The organism is Minwuia sp., assembly GCF_048263705.1.
Classification (GTDB): domain Bacteria; phylum Pseudomonadota; class Alphaproteobacteria; order Minwuiales; family Minwuiaceae; genus Minwuia.
The window spans coordinates 92,159-106,667 of the sequence record NZ_JBLXDV010000007.1 but is presented as its reverse complement, the minus strand read 5'-3'; the positions used below and the strand labels follow the sequence as shown (position 1 = coordinate 106,667).

The 14,509-nt window shown below is 64.6% G+C and carries 14 protein-coding genes; 5 read left to right on the top strand and 9 right to left on the bottom strand.

All coding sequences use genetic code 11. The features are described 5' to 3' along the window. Positions 1-57 precede the first annotated feature (57 nt). From ACN0X7_RS11790 to ACN0X7_RS11780, 3 genes are all read left to right on the top strand, one after another. Entirely contained in the window at positions 58-1,011 is a 954-nt protein-coding gene (locus tag ACN0X7_RS11790; protein ID WP_417517426.1) for a DMT family transporter, read from the top strand. A 95-nt stretch (positions 1,012-1,106) separates the two neighbouring features. Next, complete coding sequence (locus ACN0X7_RS11785) at positions 1,107-1,904, top strand: enoyl-CoA hydratase/isomerase family protein (RefSeq protein WP_417517424.1); 798 nt, start codon at positions 1,107-1,109, stop codon at positions 1,902-1,904. 111 nt (positions 1,905-2,015) lie between these two features. Beyond that, positions 2,016-3,200, top strand: coding sequence for an acetyl-CoA C-acyltransferase (locus ACN0X7_RS11780; protein WP_417517422.1), 1,185 nt, complete (start codon positions 2,016-2,018; stop codon positions 3,198-3,200). Between the two features lie 410 nt (positions 3,201-3,610). On the opposite strand, the gene ACN0X7_RS11775 is transcribed toward ACN0X7_RS11780, so the two are convergent. From ACN0X7_RS11775 to ACN0X7_RS11760, 4 genes are read right to left on the bottom strand one after another with little or no spacing between them, the layout of a single operon-like run. Continuing rightward, a complete protein-coding gene (locus tag ACN0X7_RS11775) occupies positions 3,611-4,777 on the bottom strand; it encodes an adenylate/guanylate cyclase domain-containing protein (RefSeq protein WP_417517420.1) in 1,167 nt (388 codons plus the stop codon). Between the two features lie 3 nt (positions 4,778-4,780). Next, positions 4,781-5,200 (bottom strand): secondary thiamine-phosphate synthase enzyme YjbQ, encoded by a 420-nt coding sequence (locus ACN0X7_RS11770; RefSeq protein ID WP_417517418.1) that lies wholly within the window; start codon positions 5,198-5,200, stop codon positions 4,781-4,783. Continuing rightward, the gene (locus ACN0X7_RS11765; RefSeq protein ID WP_417517416.1) at positions 5,197-6,891 is read right to left on the bottom strand and encodes an extracellular solute-binding protein; all 1,695 of its coding nucleotides are present in this window, start codon (positions 6,889-6,891) and stop codon (positions 5,197-5,199) included. The genes ACN0X7_RS11770 and ACN0X7_RS11765 overlap by 4 nt, the downstream gene beginning before the upstream one ends. A 53-nt stretch (positions 6,892-6,944) precedes the next feature. After that, entirely contained in the window at positions 6,945-7,133 is a 189-nt protein-coding gene (locus ACN0X7_RS11760) for a hypothetical protein (RefSeq protein WP_417517414.1), read from the bottom strand. Between the two features lie 154 nt (positions 7,134-7,287). Between ACN0X7_RS11760 and ACN0X7_RS11755 the strand changes: the two genes are divergently transcribed. Together ACN0X7_RS11755 and ACN0X7_RS11750 are read left to right on the top strand one after the other, a co-directional pair. Next, a complete protein-coding gene (locus ACN0X7_RS11755) occupies positions 7,288-7,698 on the top strand; it encodes a PaaI family thioesterase (RefSeq protein WP_417517412.1) in 411 nt (136 codons plus the stop codon). Between the two features lie 69 nt (positions 7,699-7,767). Continuing rightward, a complete protein-coding gene (locus ACN0X7_RS11750; protein ID WP_417517410.1) occupies positions 7,768-8,757 on the top strand; it encodes a hypothetical protein in 990 nt (329 codons plus the stop codon). A 15-nt stretch (positions 8,758-8,772) separates the two neighbouring features. On the opposite strand, the gene ACN0X7_RS11745 is transcribed toward ACN0X7_RS11750, so the two are convergent. The 5 genes from ACN0X7_RS11745 to ACN0X7_RS11725 all read right to left on the bottom strand — a co-directional run bounded on the left by ACN0X7_RS11745 (position 8,773) and on the right by ACN0X7_RS11725 (position 14,484). Then, positions 8,773-10,089 (bottom strand): 3-hydroxyacyl-CoA dehydrogenase family protein, encoded by a 1,317-nt coding sequence (locus tag ACN0X7_RS11745; protein ID WP_417517408.1) that lies wholly within the window; start codon positions 10,087-10,089, stop codon positions 8,773-8,775. 10 nt (positions 10,090-10,099) lie between these two features. Then, a complete protein-coding gene (locus ACN0X7_RS11740; protein WP_417517406.1) occupies positions 10,100-10,351 on the bottom strand; it encodes a DUF2312 domain-containing protein in 252 nt (83 codons plus the stop codon). A 90-nt stretch (positions 10,352-10,441) separates the two neighbouring features. Next, a complete protein-coding gene (locus ACN0X7_RS11735) occupies positions 10,442-11,266 on the bottom strand; it encodes a CmcJ/NvfI family oxidoreductase (protein ID WP_417517404.1) in 825 nt (274 codons plus the stop codon). 57 nt (positions 11,267-11,323) lie between these two features. Continuing rightward, positions 11,324-12,826, bottom strand: coding sequence for a S1C family serine protease (locus ACN0X7_RS11730; protein WP_417517402.1), 1,503 nt, complete (start codon positions 12,824-12,826; stop codon positions 11,324-11,326). Between the two features lie 179 nt (positions 12,827-13,005). Further along, positions 13,006-14,484, bottom strand: a complete 1,479-nt coding sequence (locus ACN0X7_RS11725; RefSeq protein WP_417517400.1) for a sigma-54-dependent transcriptional regulator — start codon at positions 14,482-14,484, stop codon at positions 13,006-13,008. Positions 14,485-14,509: the final 25 nt, after the last annotated feature.

Here is a 14,509-nt window from a genome sequence, read left to right as displayed (position 1 = left end):
CAAACGGATATCGCCCGGCCTCCTTCGGCGCTATAGGCGTCCGGAGGGGGACTTGCGATGACTGCCGTGACAGACGAACAGAACCGGCCGCTGGTGGGGATCAGCTTCATCCTGCTGGGGATGGCGTTCATTTCGGTCAACGACCTGCTGGTGAAGCTGCTGTCGGACCGTTATCCGCTGCACGAGATTGTCTTCTTCCGGTCCGTCGTGGGGATTGCCGTAAGTCTGATCCTGGTCAAGCTGGAAGGCGGCTGGACCGTTCTGAAAACCAAGCGGCCCGGCCTGCATGTCGCGCGGGCCTGTCTGCTGGTGGTCGCCAATCTCAGCTTCTTCATGGCGCTGGCGGCAATGCCGCTGGCCGAGGCCACGGCGATCTTCTTCGTCGCGCCGCTGTTCATGACGATCCTGTCGTTCCTGATCCTGAAGGAGCGGATCGGACCGCGCCGCATCGCTGCGGTGCTGGTGGGATTCTGCGGTGTGCTGGTCATGCTGAAGCCCGGCGGGGAGGGCGGAGAAGGGCCCGGCCTGCTGGTCTCGCTGCTGCCGATGGTGGCGGCGCTTTCCTTCGCCAGCTTCAACATCCTGACGCGCAAGCTGGGCGCATCGGCCAAGGCCTCCGCCATGGCCGTCTACGCGCAGACCATGTTCATCTTCGTCGGGATCGGCTTCTTCGTCTTCGCGGGCGACGGGCGTTTCGCGGAGGGGTCCGACGATGTCAGCATGCAGTTCCTGTTTCGCGCCTGGAGCTGGCCGGGCACGGTCGATCTGCTGATCCTGAGCGGCCTCGGCGCGATCTCGGCGGGCGCGGCCTATTCGCTGTCGCAGGCCTACCGCTCGGCCAGTGCGGGGACGGTCGCGCCGTTCGAATATGTGGCCCTGCCGCTGGCCACCTTTTGGGGGCTGGTCATCCTGAACGAGGTACCCGATCTGCGCGCGGTGCTGGGCATGATGCTGATCCTTGGGGCGGGCCTGTATGTGTTCTGGCGGGAGCGGCAACGCAGGGCCGCGTGAGGTCCAGCGCATGGCGTCAGGAGCGACATGCATTTCAACCGCGGCAGACACCGTGCTACAGCAAGGTCAGCAACCATTCAGGGGAGAGAGAAGACATGGCTGATCTGGTCACCAGCATCGAGAACGGCATCGCAACGGTCACGATGAACCGCCCGGAGGCGCGCAACGCGCTGTCGATGGACATGCGGGCGATGATGTCGAAGACGTTCCACGAGCTAGAGCGCGATGACAGTGTGCGCTGCGTCGTGCTCACCGGCGAGGGCGATCACTTCATGGCCGGCGGCGATGTGAAGAACATGAACGAATATCTGAAGACGGCCTCGGGCGCGGAGATCGAGAACTATTTCGTCAACCGTATCCACGACCTCCATCCGATCATGTTCTCCATGCGCCGGATGCCGAAGCCCATCGTCGCCAAGGTGCGCGGTGCCGCAGCCGGTGCCGGGGTGTCTGTGGCGGCCGCCTGTGACCTGATCATCGCCGAGGAAAGCGCCTTCTTCACGCTGGCCTACTGCCACATCGGCACCACGCCGGACGGCTCGGCCAGCTATCACCTGCCGCGCGCGCTCGGCATCAAGAAGACCATGGAAATGACCCTGCTGGGCGACCGTTTCACGGCGCAGCAGATGGCCGACCACGGTCTGGTGAACTTCGTCGTGCCCGACGATCAGCTGGACGCCGAGACGGACAAGCTGGCGACCCGCCTGGCCAACGGTCCGACCTTCGTCTACGGGCAGGCCAAGAAGCTGATGTACCGTAGCCAGCAGAACGAGTTCGAATCCCAGCTGCAGATGGAAGGCGAGATGTTCGCCTCCTGCGCCGCGCGCGAGGATTACCGTGAAGGCGTCGCCGCTTTTGTCGAGAAGCGCAAGGCCAACTTCACCGGCAGGTAGAACCCTGCGGGCGGGCGACTTCGCCCACATGACTTGTGCGCACAGCCGCGCTATCTTGGGCGGCAGGATTTCAATGCGGGAAGATGAACCCGCGAACTGGGGAGTTTCAACATGAATGAAGCAGTCATCGTTTCGACGGCACGTACGCCGATCGGCAAGGCCTTCCGGGGCGCCTTCAACAACACCGGCGGTGCCGAGATGGGCGGCCATGTGGTCAAGCATGCCGTCGAGCGCGCGGGCATCGACGGTGCCGAGGTCGAGGACGTGCTGATGGGGTGCGCCAATCCCGAAGGCACCACCGGCGGCAACATCGCCCGACAGATCGCCCTGCGCGCCGGCCTTCCGGTTACCGTACCCGGCGCGACCGTGAACCGCTTCTGCTCGTCGGGCCTGCAGACCATCGCCATGGCCGCACAGCGCGTGATCGCCGACGAAGCCGATGTGCTGGTTGCCGGCGGGCTGGAATCGGTCAGCCTGGTGCAGACCGAGCATGCCAACCGCTACCGGTCGAAGGACGAGTGGCTGGAGAAGACCCATCCGGGCATCTACTATTCGATGATCCAGACGGCCGAAGTGGTCGCCAATCGCTACAACGTCTCCCGCGAATATCAGGACGAGTACGGGCTGCAGTCGCAGATGCGGACCGCCGCCGCACAGCAGGCCGGCAAGTTCGATGACGAGATCGTGCCGATGGAGACGACCAAGATCGTCACCGACAAGCAGACCGGCGAAACCTCGGAAGTGAAGGTCACGCTGGAGAAGGACGAGGGCAACCGCGCCGACACCAACATGGAAGGGCTGTCCAGCCTGAAGCCGGTGATCGGGGACGATGGCTTCATCACCGCCGGCAACGCCTCGCAGCTTTCCGACGGCGCATCCGCCGCGGTGGTCATGAATGCCAAGGTCGCCGAGAAGAAGGGCCTGGAGCCGCTGGGCTACTTCCGCGGCTTTGCCGTCGCGGGTCTGGAGCCGGACGAGATGGGCATCGGTCCGATCTATGCCGTGCCGAAGCTGCTGGAGCGTACCGGCCTGAAGATGGACGATATCGACCTGTGGGAACTGAACGAGGCGTTCGCCGTTCAGGTGCTCTACAGCCGCGATCAGCTCGGCATCCCGAACGAGATCCTGAACGTCAACGGCGGCGCGATTTCCATCGGTCACCCGTTCGGCATGTCCGGTGCGCGCATGGTCGGCCACGCGCTGATCGAGGGCAAGCGCCGGGGTGCCAAATATGTGGTCACCACCATGTGCATCGGCGGCGGTCAGGGTGCCGCAGGCCTGTTCGAGGTCGCATAGGCACGGACTGACTGGCGCGCGCCGCAAGGCTCGCCCGCCACGAGAATCAGGGTCGCCGGTCAAATCCGGCGGCCCTTTTTCGTTGAATGCAGATCACTTTGAGACGCTGCAGACGATGACAGATCCCTAGAGCGGTCCTGCATTTGATTGAAACGGTCAAACACACCGCGTGTCACCCCCGCCTCCGTGCGGGGGCAACGGACGACCCGGCAAACCCGGCGCATGGCCGGTATTCCGAGAGGCCCCCGGATGAACCGGGGGTGACAGTCCGAGAGTCGGCGATTCAGTCAAAGCCGGGACTGCTCTAGCGGGTCATGCCCGCCTTGTGCGGGCATCCGGCGAACCAACAGCTTGCGGCAAAGCCGCTCCAGACCCCCGCGCAAGGCGGGGGTTACCCACTGGGCGTGCGATCAGTCGGCCCTTGGTCTGAACGCAGGCGTCATGCCTTCGATGCCTTTCAGTTCGAACGCGCCGACACGCTCGAAATCCGCGGACGAGCTTGCGGCGAAATCTTCCGAGACCATCACCGCTTCGCCGAGATCGCTGGCCAGTTTCTCCAGCCGCGCGGCGCGGTTCACCGCCGGGCCGATGACCGTGAAATCCATGCGTCCCGCCGCCCCGATATTGCCGTACCAGACGTCGCCGGCATGCAGGCCCATGCCCGCGATCAGCGGTGGTTTTCCATCGTTCGCCCGCACCGTGTTCAGCGTCTCCAGATTGGCCGTCAGGGCATGCGCAGCCGCCAGCGCACGATCGCATGCGCCGGTCACGTCCTCGCCCTCCACCGGGAAGATGGCAAGGGCCGCGTCCCCGATGAACTTCAGGATCTCGCCGCGGTTGTCATCGACCGCGCGGCCGACCTCGCCGAAATAGTCGTTCAGGACGTGCACGATGAAATTCCGGGGCAGGCGCTCCGACAGGGCCGTGAAGTTCCGCAGATCGCAGAAGAACAGGGCCGCCGGGATCTTCTGCACGCTGCCCCGCCGGATCGCACCGGCCAGCACCCGCTCGCCCGTGCCGTGGCCCAGATAGACATCCAGCAGGGAGCCCGCGAGGTGATGGCTGGCATGGATCTCGATGTGCAGCCCCAGCATGCCGCGAATGGCTTTCAGACCGGCGATCTCGTCATCCGTGAAACCGCCGGGGCGTTTCGTCGCCACCATCAGCGGCGCACGGCGGGTGCCGGACATGGGCACACCCAGCATCAGGTAATCGGTGTAGCCGGTATCGCGCAGCCCTTCCAGAAACTCGTACTCCAGATCCGGGTCATCGCCTTCCAGCCGGCAGCGGACCATGTCACCGCCTTCATGTATGATACGCACGGGGCTGACCAGGTAATCGCTGGACATCTTGATCTCCAGACTGACGTCGTACTGCTGGATCCGCTCCTCGGTATCGTTCCAGAAGAACGCCAGCGCCGCGACCTCCGGATGCAGCGTCTGATAGCTCAGCGAAAACCGCGCGAAATCCAGACCCGCCGCCAGCAACTGCAGGCGGAACTGCTCGGCAAATTCCGGCATGTTCGGCATCTCGCGCGCCTTGGTCTGCAGCCAGTGCTCTATCGTGTCATGATCCAAATCTCAGTCCCCGATCAGATGCAGCGCCAGTTTGCGGTCGTGCGGGCGGGTGCGGTGTTCGAACAGATAGATGCCCTGCCATGTGCCCAGCACCGGCCTGCCGTCGCGCACCGGGATGCCCAGGCTGGTCTGCGTCAGGGCACTCCGGATATGGGCAGGCATGTCGTCCGGTCCCTCTGCCGTGTGCAGATAGCGCGCCGGATCGTCGGGGACCAGTTGCGTGAAGAAGCTGTTCAGGTCGGCCAGTACATCCGGGTCGGCGTTTTCCTGGATCAGCAGGGACGCGGATGTGTGTCGAATGAACACCGTCAGCAATCCGGTCGCGATGTCCGACGCGCCGGACCAGCCGGTGATCTCGTCCGTGACCTCATACAGTCCGCGTCCCGATGTCCGGACGCGCAGTTCGGTCGTGACCTGCCTCAACGGTCCCACCACCATGTGGTCAGCACCGGGCCATAGATCGGCGATACGGCAGGCGCGGTCAGCCCCTTCGCCACGATCATGCGCTGCTCGGGCTGCCAGTACAGCGGCACCACATAGCGCCCGGCCCTCAGGATGCGGTCCAGCGAACGTGTCGCCGACTGCAGCTCGGATCGTGTCGTCGCGGCGGTCATATGGCCGATCATGGCATCGACCGCGTCCAGCCGCACGCCCGCATAGTTGCGGCTGCCCGGATTGTCGGCCTGTGCCTTGCCCCAGTAGTACCACTGTTCGGAACCCGGGCTGAGCGACTGGTACCAATGGTTGATGATCAGGTCGAATTCGAAGCTCTGTCGCCGGCGCTCGTATTGCGCCGGGTCGATGGACCGGACGCTGACGTCGATCCCGAGCCGCTCCAGCGTTCGTGCAAAATGCAGCGAGAGCGCCTCGTCGCCCGGATCGAACAGCAGGATCTCGAAGCGCATGGCGGTCCCGGTCGCATCGCGCAGTTTCCGGCCTTCGCCGATGTTCCAGCCCGCTTCACCGAACAACCCGAGCGCGGCCTTCAGGTTGGCGCGGACCGCTTTCGGACCGGGGGTGGCAGGCGGCAGGACCGCGGGCCCCAGCGTGCCGTCAGGCAGGGTCTCGGCGAACGGTTCCAGCAGAGCTCTCTCGGTGTCCGACGGCGGGCCATCCGCCATCAGGTCGCTGTTCTGGTAGTAGCTCTCGTTGCGCCGGTAGGCGTTGAAGAACAGATTCTCATTCGCCCAGTCGAAGTCGAAGGCGAGGTTCAGCGCCCTGCGGACACGAATGTCATCGAACGGCGCGCGTCGGCTGTTCATCACGAAACCGCGCATGCCGGCGGGCCGCTTCATCGGCAGCGTGAGGCGGGTCAGACGGCCATCGCGCATCGCCGGGAAGTCGTAGGCCTGCTCCCAGCGGCCGGGATCATCCTCGAAATGCACATCGTACATGCCGCCTTTCAGGGCTTCGAACCCGGCGGTGCCGTCCCGGAAGAACTCATAGTGGATGCGTTCGAAATTGTGGTCGCCGCGATTGACCGGCAGATCCCGGCCCCAGTAGTCCTCACGCCGGACGTATTCGATGCGCCGGCCCTGCTCTACACGATCGACGCGATAGGGCCCGCTGCCGGGAATGGGATCCAGGGTCGTCTTCTCGAAGCCGTTGGCCTCGAACCAGTGGGCGGGCAGCACCGGCATCAGGGCCATCAGCAGCGGCAGTTCCAGATTATCGCCGCTGCGGAAACGGAAGGTGACATCCCGCCCGTCGACTTCGGTCCGCAGCACCTCGCGATAATAGAGGCGGTGATTCGGGCGGCCCTTGTCGCGCAATGTCTCCCACGACCAGATCAGGTCGGAGACCTTGACCGGTTCTCCGTCGGCGAACCGCGCGCCCTCGCGCAGCCGGAACCGTATCCACTTCCGGGCGGGGTCCATCTCGACCTCTTCGGCCAGCAGGCCGTACAGCGAGAACGGTTCGTCCTGCGCGCGCTTGGTCAGGGATTCGAAGACCAGCCGCCAGCCTTCCGCCGCCTGACCCTTGAAGATGAAGGGGTTGAGGCTGTCGTATCCGCCCTGCCGCGCGGCGAGGCTGAGGGTGCCGGTTCTCGGCGCGTCGGGGTTCACATAGTCGAAATGCTCGAAATCCGGCGGATACTTGGGCGTGCCATGCATGGCGATGCCGTGGCTGTCCGCCAGGACGCCCGTGCTGAAGGCAAGTGCGAGGCCTAGGAGTCCGCTTCCAGCCAGTCGTCGAATTCCGACGGCGCGACGCCAAGGGCCGCATCGATACGCACGCGCAACTGTTCCAGGTCCGCGCGCGACAGGCGGCGGGAAATCACCGAATCGTCGTTGATCGCTACCGCGATGCGGAAACCGTTCTTGGTTTCCGAGATCAGGACCGGCAGATCGAACATGCTTGGACTCCTTGCGCTTCGCAGAACCGAAGTGCGGCGATGATGGACCGAATAGCGTTAACAAATGATCGACGATACGCAACATGCTCTCCTGAACCGAATCCCCTTTATACAGAACCAGATCAACACCGCATTCCAGCGTAAATGAGGCACCATGACCGACGCGATTCCTTCCGACTTTGAAGCCATTACCGATGCAGGCAATTTTTCCTCGATGATCGGCCCGACCTATCAGCGTCGCGAGGACGACGGATCGCTGACCTTCGGGCTGCTGGTCGAGTCCAAGCATCTGAATTCGCGCATGGTGGTGCACGGCGGCATGCTGATGAGCTTCATGGATCAGTTGCTGGGGCGCACGGTGCACAATGTGATCGGGCGCCGCCCGACGGCGACCGTGCAGCTGGACAACCAGTTTCTGGCCGGTGTCCGCGAAGGCGACTGGGTCGTCGGCAAGGGCACGGTCGAACGTGAAACCCGCAGCATCCTGTTCGTAACCGGCCGTCTGACCGTGGACGATAGGCCGGTTCTGGTATCGTCTGGCGTGTGGAAGATTCTCGGTGCATGACGAAGGCGCTTTTTCATGGCCCGGTTCTGGCATTAAGGTTGGCATCGATCTGATGGATCAGGGGATTTGATGGAACAGCCTGCGACGAAACGCTGGAACAAGCGGATGGTGCTGATGGTCGCGAATGGCGACGAACGGCAGGTCGACCGGACCCTGATGGCCGCCTGGTCGGTGCGGCAGCGACACCCCGACGCCCCCATCGGCATCGTCACCGACAAGCCGACTCATCGCATGTGGCGAACCGGGCTGTTCAACGTGGTCGTCTCGTCGGCCGATCATCCCGATGCGACGACCGCCGAGTGTGTGAAGATGGCGATGAAGCGCGAAGTGTTCGACCGTGCCGTCGTGTTCGATTCCTTCTGCCGGTTGCGCGCGGAGAGCATTCTGCCGGTGATGGAACTGCTGAAACAGTCGCCGGTCTGTTTCCCGGCCCGCAAGACGGACGAGGGCGTCCGGATCTCCGGCCGGCTGCTCGCGCTGCAGCGATCCGAGGAGGCCCTGCTGTTTCTGGATGCCCTTGCCGACGCGCAGCGGCAGACGCCGGAGGATCCGACGGGTGCGCTCAATCGCGTGATCAGCGGCGGCAGTCTGAAGGACATCGTGAAGTTCGGTGCCCTGGGCGGCGACTGGCTGCCCGCCGTTGCCGCGTCGCCCGATGCGCTGCCCTCGGTTGAACTGCGCCAGGGCGATGTCCAGCGGCTGTATGCCGAGATGCTGATGTTCGCGATGCACCGCCTGGTATCCAGCGATCTGAAGCGCGCGGCGACGATCTACGCGCGGGTCGCGATCACGACGAACCCGGACCTGCCGCAGCTGGGCGCGGAACGGCTGGTGGCCCATATGGCCGAGGCCTTCGACGAGAAGGTCGCCGGCCTGTCCGACCGCAACCGCGATCAGCTGCGGGCGCTGCTGCAGCATGCCGCCTGCGAGGATCCGGCGGGCAACCTGCTGGGCATCGCCGCGCTGCATCTGGACGTCGGACAGGTGAAGACCGCCGTCGCCGTCCTGCGCATGATCTACAAGATGAAGTTCAACAAGCCGGTGCCCGTGCCGGGCTGATACCGCTGCCGGCGCCTACTCCGGCGGGGTGGCGTGCCACTGGCCGTCGCGGCCCAGATACTCGGCGCCGTCCTTGCGGTAGAAGCTTTCGGCACCGGCGTCCTTCAGAACCTGCAGCATGGCGGGCAACGGCTTGCCCATGCTCTCCAGACCCTTCACCAGCCGCGCAGGCTGCAGCGAATCCAGAAACTCGAACGGCCCCTTCTGCCAGGCGAAGCCCCAGCGCATGGCCCGGTCAATGTTGACCACATCGTCGGAAATCTGCGGCACCAGATCGGCGGCGTACAGCAGGGTGCCGCCCATCAGGTCCCACGCAAACCGGCCTTCGGGCGATTCGGTGAACATCAGGGTCGACGCATCGCGCATCCAGTCTTCCAGTTCGACCGGGTGATCGGGCCGCCAGTCCTCGGCGCCCAGATCGTAAACCTCGCGCGTGCGGTTCCCGTCGGCGTCCTTTTTCATGCGGTAGAAGCCGCCGCCGGTCTTGCGGCCAAGCTGCCCGGACTCATACATGCGCTGAACCACGGGCGGGAACGACGTGTAGGCGCGACCCGCATCGTCGGCGGGCAGGTTCGCGTCCAGGTTCCGGCCGACCAGATACATCACGTCTAGCCCGATCAGGTCGATCAGGCCGAACAGCCCGGTCGGCGGCAGGCCCATGGGTTTCGACATCAGCACGTCGATGGTTTCCTGGCTGACACCCTTTTCCATGGCGTCCAGCGCGATGTGCAGGCCCGACAGCATCCAGAAACAGCCGATGCGGTTGCCGATGAAGTTCACCGTGTCCTTGGCGTTGACGACGCCCTTGCCCATGCGGGTGCCGAGGAAATCCTGGAAGGCCTCGATCACATCGGGCGTCGTGTCCGCGCCGGGGATCAGTTCCATCAGGCGCATCACCTTGACGGGGTTGAAGAAGTGGGTGACGGCGATGTCGCGGCGCAGGCTGTCGGGCATGCCTTCGCAGATGTCCTTCAGCGGGATGCCGGACGTGTTGGTGGAGATCACCGAGCCGGGTTTGCGCAGCGGCTCCACGTGCCGGAACAGGTCGCGCTTGGTCTCCACATCCTCGACGATGGCTTCGCAGATCCAGTCGTAGTCGGCGATCTTGTCCAGATCGTCCGACAGGGTGCCCAGCGTGATCAGGTGCGCCTTGTCCGGGTCGTCCAGCGCGGGCGGACGGCCGTTCAGGATCCGGTCCAGCGCCTTCTCGGCGGTCGGCATGTCCACATCCAGCAGCAGCACCCGGCAGCCCATCTGGGCGCAGGTGCCGACAATGCCGGACCCCATGGTGCCGCCGCCCAGAACGGCGACGGAGTCGATCTTGCGGGTCATGGCCGATCCCTCAGTTGTCGTTGACGGGGATGCCGAGCGCTTCGAGATAGAGCGTCAGCATGGCGTCCTGCTCCTGACGGTCCGAGGGTTCCATCTTCCGGATCTTGATCACCTGGCGCATGGTCTTGGAATCGAAGCCGTGCCCCTTGGCCTCGGCGTAGACCTCGCGGATGTCCGCTGCCAGCGCGGCCTTTTCTTCTTCCAGGCGCTCGATGCGCTCGATCAGTTGGCGCAGGTGATCGGCGGCGACGGTTTCGGTCATGGCGATGGCTCTCCGGACTCGGTGAAGGTTTCAGGCCGCGGAACTTAACGGGGCAGGCGATGCCGCTCAACCGGCCATGTCATCGACAGATCAGAAAAATGCCATGGTGCGGACTTCGATGCTCTGGCGCGGTCTGGGGTCTGCGGGGGAGGTCGGATCCTCGAACGCGCCGTGCACGTTGAACCGCGTCCGCCCGTCGGTCGCGCTGTCGTAGGTCTTCAGCAGCAGGGCCTGATCGGGGCGCATGTTCGGGAAGTAGTACCAGCGGTGATCGGGCGAGTGCTTCAGCGTGTAGATCTCGCCGTCGCGATCCTCGTACTTCAGATGCATGATCAGCAGTTCGTCGTCCGCGACCGAGCGCGCGTCGCAGACCCCCAGGGGCAGCTCTTCCACCACGTCGTACATCGGTTTCCAGACGTTGAAGAAGGCGACGCGGCCTTCCAGCAGCGTTTCCGCCTCATCTCCCATGATATCGCGCACGCGCTGGGGACCGGATTTCGGTGTGAAATCGCTGTGGGCGACGAAGGGAACCGAGCGCTGGACCTTGGTCTGCGTCTTGATGTCCTGACTGCGCCGTCGCCGGAGCGTGTGATCGAAGACCCTGACGCGCTTGGCACCGGTGTGACGCTTCACGAAATCGACGACCTGCGGATAGAAGATCATCTCCACCGAGGCGTCCTTCTCGAAGTTCTGGAAGCCGCTCTCGAAGTCGTGGATCTCGAAGCCCTCGGCGTCGACGGAAACCGTGTCGGCCATCGGCCAAGCGTCATGCACCTGGATCATGTGGCGATCCTGTCCGGCGGGCCGCAGCGGCACCTTCTTGTCCGCCGGCGGATCATAGAACCAGTAGCCGATCTGACCGTCGGCCTCGCTGGAGTAGTTCATCTGCGTTTCGACGGTGGTGCTGGCATCCATGGTTCTTCTCTCCGACCCTGTATTCGGCCCATCATAGGCGCCTGGAGGCCGATGCCGCTACTCCGTGCGTTTGATCCAGATCGGCAGGACCGATCCGCGGACCCGCTCCGCGATCTGTTGCGGGTCCAGGTCCTCGGCGGGCGTGCCAGTCTGATAGGGCACGTCGAACCCGTCCAGCAGCAGTTTCAGATAGCCGATCTTGATGGCGAAATTGACATCCTGCACCTGCGACCCCTTCAGCAGCGAGACGGAAACGCCGACCACGTTGCCGTGCCGGTCCAGCAGGGGGCCGCCGCTGCTGCCCGGCTGCAACGCCGCCGTATGCTGCAACCGCGTCAGGTCGCCCTTGTCGCCGGCCTGGCCGCTGATGACGCCTGCCGTGACCTTGAACTTCTCGCCCAGACGGCGCGCCAGCGGAAAGCCGACCGCGGTGACCGCAGAACCATCGGGGGAGATCCTGTCGCCTGTCAGCGGCAGCACGGGTCCAAGCACGTCCGGTTCGTCCACTTTCAGGATCGCGATGTCCATGCGTTCGTCAGAAAGCACGACGGTCGCGGGACGCCATGGCCCCTCGCGAAAGCCGACGCGGATCTCCTCGGCCTTCTTGATGACATGATGGTTGGTCACGACGTAGCCGTTCTCGGAAACGACCCAGCCGGTGCCGTTGTGCAGCTTCTCCTGATCGAACTTGATCTTCGGTCCCAGCCGGGCATAGCGGACGACATGACCGCCCGGCATCGCGTTCAGGGCCACCAGATGGCCGTTCTCGAACCGCCAGACGGTCTCGGCGCGTGCGCGGTCATCCCGGAACAGGGCACCGCTGCCCAGGTTCTCTTCCAGCATTTCCAGTTCGAACTTGATCTCCCCCGGTCGCCAGACGCCGTCTTCCGGTGCTTCCAGCACCATCGCGCGATAGATCCGGCCCGGCTGTTCCAGTTCGCGATAGACTCCGACCTGTATGCGGCCATCCGTGCGCTGCCAGATGCCCTCGACCGGGTCCGGTTTGCGGCCGCGGATGAACTTCTCGAAGACATGGGGTTCACGGGGGACCCTGCGGCTGGCCTCGGTGATCTCGGCGCGGTCGGGCAGGGTTTCCGGCCAGACGATGGCCGCGATGGCGATGTTCCTCAGCCGGGCGACATCCTCGATCTGCCGGCGCAGGGAATGGGCGAACCCCTTCTGTGCCCGTGCCACCACGCCGCTGGCACCATGCAGTCGGATGTCGAAGACGATGCCGGTCGTATTGTCCAGCCCGGAGCGGACGAGACGCGGTTCCACCCGGCCCAGAATGAAGCCCCCGTCGGATGCGGCCTTGGTGAAACGCAGCGTGTGCCGGACGGGGTCGCGCTGCAGGTCGGTCACCTTGTTGCGGATCGCCTGCTCCGCCAGAGCGGCGGCGTCGGCGATCGGCAACTGCCAGGCGTTGACGATCGCATGGGGCGGCAGGGCCGGCCGCGCGACGGCCACGGGGTCATCGTCGCGCGCCTGTTCCGCCGCAGCGGTGCCATTGATTCCGAGAAGGGCCGCGCAAAGGGCGGCCAGGGGTTTGAAACGTATCATCAGTGTCGGTTCCGGTCCGTTTCACGATGGGCAAAGGTCGCCGCAGGCCGCGTTACATGAGGTGATCGCCGTTCGGTCATGGGGCATCGCGCGTGGGTCGAAGGTCAGGCATACCGTCCAGCCTGCCGCAAGGACCGTGTCCTGTCTGTGACCTGTTGCACCGATCGGTGCAACCGCGCTCATTCGACGGGTTCTTCCAAGGCCTCCGGGTCTGCTGCACGCTCCTCGATCTCTTTCAGTTTCCGGTAAAGTGTCGAACGGCCGATATCCAGACGCCGCGCGATCTCGGACATCTGCCCGTCATAGCGGTCGATGGCGTGGCGGATGACGTCCAGTTCGACATCGGCAAGCGGGCGGGCATGGCCGCTATCGTCCAGCAGCGACAGCGCACCCCGGGACGGGATCGCAGCCGGTGCCGCCGTCGCAGCCGCGCCCGCCAGCGCGTCCGGTTCCTCGATCCTGCGCGGCGGGCTGAATCCGATGCCCGTGATCTGCGGGAAATCGTTGACCGTCAGCATGTCGCCTTCGGCCAGCACGATGGCCCGGAAGATGGTGTTTTCAAGCTGCCGGACGTTGCCGGGCCAGTGATAGTCGCACAACAGTGCCAGCGCATCCTGCGTCACGCCGCGGATCGGCTTGTTCTCGCTGGCCGCGAAGGCGCGCGTGAAATGCTCGACCAGCAGCGGCACGTCCTGATCGCGTTCGCGCAGGGGCGGGATCATGATCGGATAGACGTTCAGGCGGTAGTAGAGGTCCTCGCGGAAGGTGCCTTCGCGCACCATCTCGGCCAGATCGCGGTTGGTGGCGCTGATCAGCCTGATGTCGACCTTGACGGGCTTGGTGGCACCGACGGGATCGACCTCGCCCTCCTGCAGGGCCCGCAGCAGCTTGACCTGCATGTCCAACCGCAACTCGCCGATCTCGTCCAGGAACAGGGTGCCGCCCGAGGCTTCCTGAAACTTGCCGGTATTGCGCTGTGTCGCGCCGGTGAACGAGCCCTTCTCGTGACCGAACAGGACGCTCTCGACCAGATTCTCGGGGATCGCGCCGCAGTTGACCGTGACGAACGCCCGGCCGGCCCGTTCGCTGCTGCCCTGGATGGCGCGCGCGACGATCTCCTTGCCGACACCGGATTCGCCTTCGATCAGGATCGGAATGCTGGAGGCAGCGGCCCGCTTGGACAGGTCGATGACCGCGGCCATCGCCGGGCTCTGGCCCACCAGGTCGTCGAATCCCAGTTCGCCGGATATCTTCCGGGTCAGCCTGGAAATCTCGCCCGTCAGGGTGCTCAGCTTCAGCGCGTTCTGCAAGGTCACCCGGATGCGTTCGGGCGAGGCGGGTTTGACCATGAAGTCCGACGCGCCGGCGCGCATGGCCTTCACCACCGTATCGACACCCCCATGGGCGGTCAGGACGACGATGGGCAGTCCCGGATGCTGCGGCCGGACCCGCTCCAGCACTTCCAGCCCGTCGACATCGGGCATCACCAGATCCAGCAGCACCACATCGATGCCGCCCCGGCGCGCGCCGGTGATCTTCTCGATCGCTTCCTTGCCGCCATCGGCTTTCTCGACCCGGAAGTCGGCTTTCGAAACGACGGTTTCAAGCAGCCTCAACTGGGTGGGGTCGTCATCGACAATCAGAACGGTCTTGGCCATCAGGCTGTTGTATTCCTTGAAACTT

What these genes read in the sequence shown, in the direction of transcription:
- ACN0X7_RS11750 (WP_417517410.1), top strand. Translation starts at nt 7,768, where the DNA reads ATGGAACAGCCTGCGACGAAACGCTGGAACAAGCGGATGGTGCTGATG.
- ACN0X7_RS11755 (WP_417517412.1), top strand. Translation starts at nt 7,288, where the DNA reads ATGACCGACGCGATTCCTTCCGACTTTGAAGCCATTACCGATGCAGGC.
- ACN0X7_RS11790 (WP_417517426.1), top strand. Translation starts at nt 58, where the DNA reads ATGACTGCCGTGACAGACGAACAGAACCGGCCGCTGGTGGGGATCAGC.
- ACN0X7_RS11765 (WP_417517416.1), bottom strand. Translation starts at nt 6,891, where the DNA reads ATGCATGGCACGCCCAAGTATCCGCCGGATTTCGAGCATTTCGACTAT.
- ACN0X7_RS11735 (WP_417517404.1), bottom strand. Translation starts at nt 11,266, where the DNA reads ATGGATGCCAGCACCACCGTCGAAACGCAGATGAACTACTCCAGCGAG.
- ACN0X7_RS11740 (WP_417517406.1), bottom strand. Translation starts at nt 10,351, where the DNA reads ATGACCGAAACCGTCGCCGCCGATCACCTGCGCCAACTGATCGAGCGC.
- ACN0X7_RS11725 (WP_417517400.1), bottom strand. Translation starts at nt 14,484, where the DNA reads ATGGCCAAGACCGTTCTGATTGTCGATGACGACCCCACCCAGTTGAGG.
- ACN0X7_RS11785 (WP_417517424.1), top strand. Translation starts at nt 1,107, where the DNA reads ATGGCTGATCTGGTCACCAGCATCGAGAACGGCATCGCAACGGTCACG.
- ACN0X7_RS11730 (WP_417517402.1), bottom strand. Translation starts at nt 12,826, where the DNA reads ATGATACGTTTCAAACCCCTGGCCGCCCTTTGCGCGGCCCTTCTCGGA.
- ACN0X7_RS11760 (WP_417517414.1), bottom strand. Translation starts at nt 7,133, where the DNA reads ATGTTCGATCTGCCGGTCCTGATCTCGGAAACCAAGAACGGTTTCCGC.
- ACN0X7_RS11780 (WP_417517422.1), top strand. Translation starts at nt 2,016, where the DNA reads ATGAATGAAGCAGTCATCGTTTCGACGGCACGTACGCCGATCGGCAAG.
- ACN0X7_RS11745 (WP_417517408.1), bottom strand. Translation starts at nt 10,089, where the DNA reads ATGACCCGCAAGATCGACTCCGTCGCCGTTCTGGGCGGCGGCACCATG.